Source organism: Streptomyces sp. NPDC004838, assembly GCF_053600955.1.
On the sequence record NZ_JBSGAW010000022.1, the window covers coordinates 145,237 to 153,205 of the forward strand.

Sequence of the window (7,969 nt, forward strand, 5' to 3'; positions counted from 1 at the left end):
TCCGGCCGACCGGTCAAGAGGCGGGGAACCGGCGGCGGGCGCCACACACACCCGGCGGGAGAACTCCCGTCCACACCCACACGCGGACGGGGGCCGGCGCACGGTGCGCGTCGGCCCCCGCCGTACGGTCCTCGGCGCCCCATCGGCACGGGGAGGCGGACACGGGCGGGCAAACGGCCTCCACACTTCGGTCACGACTGCATCACCGATCACGCAGAACTCTCACACCAGGCGCACCGCCTCGCTACGGTCAACCCTCCACGAAGTGCCCTTGGGGGGACACATGTCGTACAATCAGCCACCCCAGTGGGGTCAGCCGCCCCAGCCGCCCTCCGGGCCGGTCCCCAACACTCCGCCCGGCCCGCGGCCGTCCCGGTCGAAATGGACACGGAAGCGGGTGCTCATCCCGGCGGGGTTCCTGCTGTTCTTCATCGGAGTCATCGCCGGGACGGACTCCCCTGCCGAGGGGGAGAAGGCCACCGCCGCCGCTGAGGCCACCCCGACGGTGACCGTGACGACCACCGCGACCGCCTCCGCCGAACCGGCGGCCACCGTCACTGTGACCGCCACGCCGAAGCCCGCTCCCACCGTCACCAAGACCGTCCGCGTCACCGTCGCGCCCGCGGACGGCAAGGGCGGCGACTCCGGCGGTTCCGGCGGAGGGTCCGACAGCGGCGGGGGTTCCGTGTCCGTGTACTACGCCAACTGCACGGCGGTCCGGAACGCGGGCGCCGACCCCATCCGCAGGGGAGAGCCCGGTTACGGGAGGCATCTCGACCGCGACGGCGACGGAGTCGCCTGCGAATAGCCGGAGCCGCCTGCGAACGGACGAGCGAATGGACTGCGGACCGCACCGCTCCCCTGAGCACCCCGCGCCCCGCCGGGAGCGGCAGCGGGGCCGCTCAAGGACCGAGAGGCCGGTGCCGGGCCGGAGCGGTGACGGAGCGGCGCGAGCTTTCGGAGCCGGGTTCCTCCCGGCCGAACGACTCCACCACAGGCTCCCTCACCTGCCCCGAGCGGCCCCGGCCCGCCTGCCGGACCGATCCGCACGACAGACGAGTTCAGAGTCCGTCAGCCGTGGCGGCCTGCCCACCCACCGGCCGGTCCCCTGCTCGTCATCGATCTTCACACACAGTGCGGTGAGCGAGGTGTCCACGTTCTCGTTCGCCACACAACGGTCTCGGACACCCTCTTCCCGCTCCGGGAAGTCAGCCGAGGCGGGATTCCCGGGCGGGGAAGAAGTCGGCGCTCTGGACGTACTCCATAGCCTCGGTGAACTCCGATTCGCCGAGGCGGCGTTCCATTTCCCGCGGGCTCAGATCCTCCACACGGGTCTGGATCCAGTACAGGTTGCCCAGCGGATCGCGTACCCGCCCGACCCGGTCTCCGAAGAACAGGTGGGTGACCTCGGTGACCGAGGTGCCGCCGGCCGCGACGGCCCGACGGTGCACGGCGTCGGCGTCCTCGACGTAAAGACGGAGGAAACCGGGGGTCGGCGGCCACTCCGGCCGCGCGTCGAACATCATCACCACCGAGTCCCCGATCCGTACCTCCGCATGCTCGATGGCCCCGTCCTCGCCCGCGAGGCACGCGAGCTCCTCCGCGCCGAAGGCCCTCTTCATGTAGTCGATGAGCTGCACCGTGTCGCGCGAGATGATCCACGGCGTCACGGTGTGGTAGCCCTGCGGAACCGGTTTGACGGACATCTGACTGCCTCCTGGGGTGCGAGTGCCTCACGCGGCGATGACGCTAACTTCCCTCTAGGCCGGTTCCCGTCCTAGATGCCCCTCCGCGCCGCGAGCCGTCCCGCCTGGCCACGCCCCCGCCGCGGGACCGGCTCCCCGTACGGCGGTACGGTCCATCCGGCCGTTTCTCGCGCCGATCGCGCCAACTACTCGGCATTCTCCGCCTACCTCATCCGCACCGGTGGCGGCACGGACCGTACCCGGCGCAGGATCGTGGCCGACGGGTGCCGGGAGTCTCCCCCGGGCCCGAGGCAGACAAGGCGTTCCCTTCCGCGCGATGCGTGAGAGGGACGGCCGGTGTCCGCCACCCCACGCTCGCTCTCCGGTCTCGGCGGCCGACGACCGGACTCCACGCCACCGCCGGGACGGCCGCGCCGCGTCCCGTCCGGCGGCCCGCACCGTAACGGCGCGCCTGCCCGCACAGACCGGGCGAGGGCACCCCCGATGAGGAGATTCCGCCATGGACGCCACCCCAGGATCCCCGTCCCAGCCGGTCGACGTCGTCATCGTCGGAGCCGGTCTGTCCGGCCTCTACCAGCTCTACCGGCTGCGCGAACTGGGCCTGCGCACCCGCGTCTTCGAAGCCGGCGACGACATCGGCGGGACCTGGTTCCGGAACGGTTGTCCCGGCGCCCGCTGGGACATCGAGAGCATGCCGTACTCCTTCTCCTTCTCCCCGGAACCGGACCAGGAGTGGGTGTGGAGCGAGAAGTACGCCACCCAGCCGGAGATCCTTCGCTACATCCGGCATGTGGCCGACCGGTTCGGGCTGCGTGAGGGCGTCACTCTGAACACACGGGTCACCCGGGCGCTGTACGACGAGGACGGCCACACCTGGCAGGTGTCCACCGATACCGGCGAGTGCGTCACCGCCCGGTTCGTCGTCATGGCCTCGGGCTGTTCCTCGACCCCCAAGGACCCCGGTGTCCCCGGCGCCGACAGATTCGAGGGGCCGACTTACCACACCGCGCACTGGCCGCGTGAGGGTGCGAAGCTCGCCGGCAGAAGGGTCGCCGTCATCGGCACCGGTTCCTCCGGCGTCCAGATCATCCCGGTCATCGCCGAGGAAGCCGCCGAACTCACCGTCTTCCAGCGCACGCCCGCCTATGCGCTGCCCGCCTGGAACCATCCGCTGACCGCGACGGAGGTCGCGGAGCACAAGGCGGGCTATCCGGGGTTCCGTGCCGCGCAGCGCCTGTCCAAAGGCGGCAGCGTCTGCGCTGCGCCGACCCGGTCGGCCCTGGACGTGGGGCCGAAGGAGCGCACGGCGAGCTACGAGGCCGCCTGGAACGAAGGTGTGCTCAGTGCGATGCCGCGCTCCTGCACCGACATCCTCGTCGACGAGGCCGCCAACGAGACCGTCGCCGAGTTCATCCGGTCCGAGATCCGTTCGATCGTCACCGATCCGGAGACCGCCGAGAGTCTCTTCCCGCGCGGTTTCGCCTTCGGAACCAAACGCCCCTGCCTGGACACCGACTACTACGCCACCTACAACAAGTCCCAGGTGACGCTGGTGGATCTGCGCAGGACCCCGATCGAGGAGATCACCCCCAAGGGCATCCGCACCACCGATCAGGAGCGCGTCTTCGACGCGATCGTCTTCGCCACCGGCTTCGACGCGATCACCGGGTCGCTGACCGCCGTGGAGATCGTGGGCAAGGACGGTGTGACGCTCGCGGAGAAGTGGGCGGACGGCCCACGGAACTATCTGGGGCTCCTCTCCGCCGGGTTCCCCAATCTCTTCACCGTCACCGGGCCCCTCAGCCCGTCGGTGCTCACCAACATGGCGGTGTCCATCGAGCAGCACGTGGAGTGGATCACCGACTGCCTCGCGCATCTGCGCGCGAACGGCATCGCGGAGATCGACGCCACCTTGAAGGCCGAGGAGAACTGGAGCGGCCATGTGGCGGAACTCGCCTCCCGGACGCTCCACCCGGCCGCGGACTCCTGGTATCCGGGCGCCGACGTGCCGGGAAAGCCGCGCGTCTTCATGGCGTATGTCGGCGGGGCCGACCGGTACCGCGAGGAGTGCGACGCCGTGGCCCGGAGCGGATACACGGGCTTCGCCCTCTCCGGGGTCCTTGCATGACCCGTCCGCCCGCCCGCCCGTCCGCCCGTCCGCACATCTGCCCGTCCGCACATCTGCCCGCCCGACTGCACGGTCGCGCGCCGCGGGCGGCGAGTCGGGGCGGGGGCGCGAACAGCCCCCACGGCGCGGCGAGTCGGCACGCGCTGTCGGATCCGGCGGGACGGGCGTCCCGCCGAACCCTTCGCCGAGCCGGACCTTTTGGAGGCCGTACGTCCGGTCGTCACCGACGGAGGTGAGCCGGCGATTTCGGGCGGCAGCCGGTCTCAGGGCCTGCTGCCGACGACCGTGGAACCGGCGGCCGCCGCCTCGTCGCGCCCGAGCCTGGCGGCCGCCGCCGCGCCGACGAGTCCGGCGTCGGTGCCGGTGAGCGCCGGGGCGACGGTCAGCCGCTGCACGAAGGAGAGCGTGGCGTAATCGCGGAGGCTGCGGCGCAGCGGTGTGAAGAGCACGTCTCCCGCGCCCGCCACTCCCCCGCCGATGACGGCTATCCCTATCTCCACGAGGGTCGCGGTGGCGGCGATTCCGGCGGCGAGCGCCTGGGCGGCCCGTTCGAAGGAGGCGAGGGCGACCGGGTCCCCCGCCGTGGCGGCGGCGGCCACGGCGGCCGCCGAGGCGTCGCCACCCGGGCCCGGCAGCCAGCCGCGCTCCAGGGCGCGTCTGGCGATGTTGGGGCCGCTGGCGATCCGCTCGACACAGCCGCGCGCGCCGCAGGGGCACGGATCGCCGTCCAGGTCCACGCTGATATGGCCTATGTGCCCGGCGTTGCCGGTGGGGCCCGGGTGCAGTCTGCCGCCGAGGACGAGCCCGCCGCCGACGCCGGTCGAGACGACCATGCACAGGGCGTTGTCGTAGCCGCGGGCCGCGCCCTGCCAGTGCTCGGCGGCCGTCATCGCGACGCCGTCGCCGACCAGTTCGACGGGGAGCCCGCCCACGGCCCGGCGCACCCGTGCGACCAGCGGGAAGTCGCGCCACGCCGGGACGTTGACCGGGCTGACGGTGCCCGCGGAGGCGTCCACCGGACCGGCGCTGCCGACGCCGACGGCCGAGGCGAGCCGCCAGAGCGGTGAACCGGTCAGCTCGGCGACGACCGCCTCGACGGCCGCCATCACCGTCTCCGCGTCCTCCCGCGCCGGGGTGGGGCACTGAGCCCGCAGCCGGATGCGGCCGCCGCCGTCCACCAACGCGCCGGCGATCTTGGTGCCACCGATGTCGAGCGCGGCGACGAGGTCGGTATCCATGCGTGTGGGATCCCCCGGGAACTGGTCGGACCTGCGGCTTCGGGAACAGTCTCCAACGCCCTGACAACGTTGTCCAGGGCCTATGCTCAACCCCTGCACCTTCGCACATACCGTACGACGACAGGACTGCGCACCGTGGCCGATTCCGACCGTTTCCCGCAGGTGTCCGGCCGCCCACGGGGTCCCGAGCCCCGCTACGGCACCCGGCCCACCATGAAGGACGTGGCGGCGCGGGCCGGAGTCGGCCTCAAGACCGTCTCCCGCGTGGTCAACGGCGAGCCGGGGGTCACCCCGACACCGAACGGCGGGTGCAGGAGGCGATCGAGTCGCTGGGCTTCCGCCGCAACGACAGCGCGCGGGTGCTCCGGAAAGGGCGTACGGCCTCCGTCGGCCTCGTACTCGAAGATCTCGCCGACCCGTTCTACGGGCCGCTGAGCCGGGCCGTGGAGGAGGTGGCCCGCGCGCACGGGGCCCTCCTCATCAACGGTTCCAGCGCCGAGGACCCGGATCGCGAGCAGGAACTGGCCCTCGCGCTCTGCGCCCGCCGGGTGGACGGTCTGATCGTGATCCCCGCGGGCCATGACCACCGCTATCTCGAACCCGAGATCAAGGCGGGCATCGCCACGGTCTTCGTGGACCGGCCGCCCGGCCGGATCGAGGCCGATGTCGTCCTCTCGGACAGTTTCGGGGGCGCCCGCGCCGGCGTGGCCCATCTGATCGCCCACGGCCACCGCCGTATCGGCTTCGTCGGCGACCAGCCCCGTATCCACACGGCCGTGGAACGGCTGCGCGGCTACCGCACGGCCATGGAGGAGGCCGGGCTCGCCGTCCACGACTCCTGGGTCTCCCTCGGCTCCACCGCTCCCGAGCGGGTCCGTCCGGCCGTCACCGCGATGCTCGACGGTCCGGAGCCGGTCACCGCGGTCTTCGCGGGCAACAACCGGGTGACGGTCACGGCCGTGCGCGTCCTGGCGGAACACGACCGCCGGATCGCCCTCGTCGGCTTCGACGACATCGAACTCGCCGATCTGCTGGGCATCACGGTGATCGCCCAGGACTCGGCGGCGCTCGGCCGTACGGCGGCGGAGCGTCTGTTCCGCCGTCTCGACGGCATAGACGACGAGCCGGCGCAGCTGGCCCTGGAGACGGTCCTGATCCCCCGGGGCTCAGGCGAGATCCCGCCCGCCGGGGAGGCCGGGCAGTAGACCGGTCCGGCCCGGCCGCTCTCCGGAGCGCGCTCGTCCGGGGCAGGGGCCACCGGGGTCGGTACGTCGCAGGGGCGTGGCTACCCGGCCGGGGCGGCGGAATCCGCTCGCCGCCCGGTGGCGAAGCCCTTCAGGTCCGTTCGGGTGAGGCCGGTGAGCTGGGTGACTTCGGCGGGGTCGAGGGCGCCGCAGTCGAGGCCGCGGAGGAGGTGGCCGCTGAGGGCCTTGGCGGTGGCCGGCTCGTCCATGACGTCGCCGGTGGCCCGGTCCGCGTACGAGCGGAGGCGGGCCGCCGCCGCCTCCAGGCCCTCCCGGTAGAAGGCGAAGACGGCGGCATAGCGCGTCGGGATGTGCGCGGGGTGCATGTCCCAGCCCTGGTAGTAGGCGCGGGACAGGGCACGGCGGGTGAGTCCGTAATGAAGCCGCCATGCCTCGTGGACCTGTGCGGTGGGACCGACGGGCAGGACGTTGGTGGAGCCGTCGGAGACCCGGACGCCGGTGCCGGCCGCGGCGACCTGCATGACGGCCTTGGCGTGGTCGGCGGCGGGGTGGTCGCTCGCCTGGTGGGCGGCGCTGACGCCGAGGCAGGCGCTGTAGTCGAAGGTGCCGTAGTGGAGACCGGTGGCGCGGCCTTCGGCGGCCTGGATCATCCGGGCCACGGTGGCGGTGCCGTCGGCGGCGAGGATGGACTGGCTGGTCTCGATCTGGATCTCGAAGCCGATCCGTCCCGCTTCGAGCCCGTGGGCCCTCTCGAACGCCTCCAACAGGCGGGCCATCGCGGTGACCTGCTCGGGGTACGTCACCTTCGGGAGGGTCAGGACGAGACCGCCCGGCAGTCCCCCGCCCGCCATCAGACCGGTGAGGAAGACGTCGAGGGTGCGGATGGCCCGGTCCCGTACGGCCTTCTCCAGGCACTTCATCCGGATTCCCGTGTACGGGGCGGCCGTACCGGTCCGGTACGCCTCGGTCACCAGGCGTGCCGCGCGGGCGGCGTGGGCGTCCTCGTCGGCGTCGGTTCGGCCGCCGTAGCCGTCCTCGAAGTCGATGCGCAGGTCTTCGACGGGCTCGCGCTCCAGCTTGGCCCGGACACGGGTGAAGACCGGCTCGGCGAGTTCGTCCGGGAGGCCGAGGACTGCGGCGAAGGCGGCGGCGTCCGGGGCGTGTTCGTCCAACGCGGCGAGGGCCCGGTCGCCCCAGGAGCGGACCGTGTCGGCGGCGAAGACGTCGCCCGGCACATAGACGGTGTGGACGGGCTGGCGGGTGCCGGGATCTCCGGGGTAGCGGCGGGCGAGTTCGGCGTCCACCGGCGCCAGGGAGGCGCTGACGGCCTCACTCACCGCCCCGGAGAGACTCGTCGCCGGATTCTCCTGCTGCCCCATCGCCGCACACCCTCCCGATTTCCGCTGAACGGAATCAACAATCCGTATGGCGAAGTTAGTGGGGCCGGTGATCTGCGTCAATGGCCGCCGGGAACGGCCGGAGCCGCGCGGTGTCTCCCACCGCGCGGCTCCGGACCCGTACGACCGGCCGCTCAGGCTTTGCGGGTGTTGATTTCGTCGGTGAGTTGGGGGATGACGGTGAAGAGGTCGCCGATGATGCCGTAGTCGGCGAGGTCGAAGATGGGGGCTTCGGCGTCTTTGTTGACGGCGATGATGGTCTTGGAGGTCTGCATGCCGGCGCGGTGCTGGATGG

Annotated in this window: 5 protein-coding genes and 3 pseudogenes; 3 read left to right on the top strand and 5 right to left on the bottom strand. The window is 72.1% G+C overall.

Going from position 1 to position 7,969, the window contains the following annotated elements; genetic code table 11:
* The first annotated feature begins 397 nt into the window (after window positions 1-397).
* Window positions 398-808 carry an excalibur calcium-binding domain-containing protein gene (locus ACWEFL_RS24275; RefSeq protein ID WP_451716280.1) on the top strand — a complete coding sequence of 137 codons (411 nt, stop codon included), beginning with the start codon at window positions 398-400 and terminating at the stop codon, window positions 806-808.
* A 237-nt stretch (window positions 809-1,045) separates the two neighbouring features.
* Here the strand turns inward: ACWEFL_RS24275 and ACWEFL_RS24280 are convergent.
* Both ACWEFL_RS24280 and ACWEFL_RS24285 read right to left on the bottom strand, forming a co-directional pair.
* Window positions 1,046-1,171: pseudogene (locus tag ACWEFL_RS24280) on the bottom strand (IS982 family transposase); the annotation flags it as partial.
* A 37-nt stretch (window positions 1,172-1,208) separates the two neighbouring features.
* Window positions 1,209-1,706 carry a VOC family protein gene (locus ACWEFL_RS24285; protein WP_451716283.1) on the bottom strand — a complete coding sequence of 166 codons (498 nt, stop codon included), beginning with the start codon at window positions 1,704-1,706 and terminating at the stop codon, window positions 1,209-1,211.
* Window positions 1,707-2,205: 499 nt separating this feature from the next.
* Here ACWEFL_RS24285 and ACWEFL_RS24290 point away from each other — a divergent pair, with 499 nt between their 5' ends.
* Window positions 2,206-3,834 (top strand): flavin-containing monooxygenase, encoded by a 1,629-nt coding sequence (locus tag ACWEFL_RS24290; RefSeq protein ID WP_451716285.1) that lies wholly within the window; start codon window positions 2,206-2,208, stop codon window positions 3,832-3,834.
* A 263-nt stretch (window positions 3,835-4,097) separates the two neighbouring features.
* Here ACWEFL_RS24290 and ACWEFL_RS24295 read toward each other — a convergent pair whose 3' ends face one another.
* A complete protein-coding gene (locus tag ACWEFL_RS24295; protein WP_451716288.1) occupies window positions 4,098-5,072 on the bottom strand; it encodes an ROK family protein in 975 nt (324 codons plus the stop codon).
* Between the two features lie 213 nt (window positions 5,073-5,285).
* Between ACWEFL_RS24295 and ACWEFL_RS24300 the strand changes: the two are divergent.
* A pseudogene (locus ACWEFL_RS24300) lies at window positions 5,286-6,277 on the top strand (LacI family DNA-binding transcriptional regulator).
* Between the two features lie 80 nt (window positions 6,278-6,357).
* On the opposite strand, the gene ACWEFL_RS24305 reads toward ACWEFL_RS24300, so the two are convergent.
* Both ACWEFL_RS24305 and ACWEFL_RS24310 read right to left on the bottom strand, forming a co-directional pair.
* Window positions 6,358-7,656 (bottom strand): DUF6986 family protein, encoded by a 1,299-nt coding sequence (locus tag ACWEFL_RS24305; protein WP_451716290.1) that lies wholly within the window; start codon window positions 7,654-7,656, stop codon window positions 6,358-6,360.
* A gap of 152 nt (window positions 7,657-7,808) precedes the next feature.
* Window positions 7,809-7,969, bottom strand: a pseudogene (locus ACWEFL_RS24310) (electron transfer flavoprotein subunit alpha/FixB family protein); the annotation flags it as partial.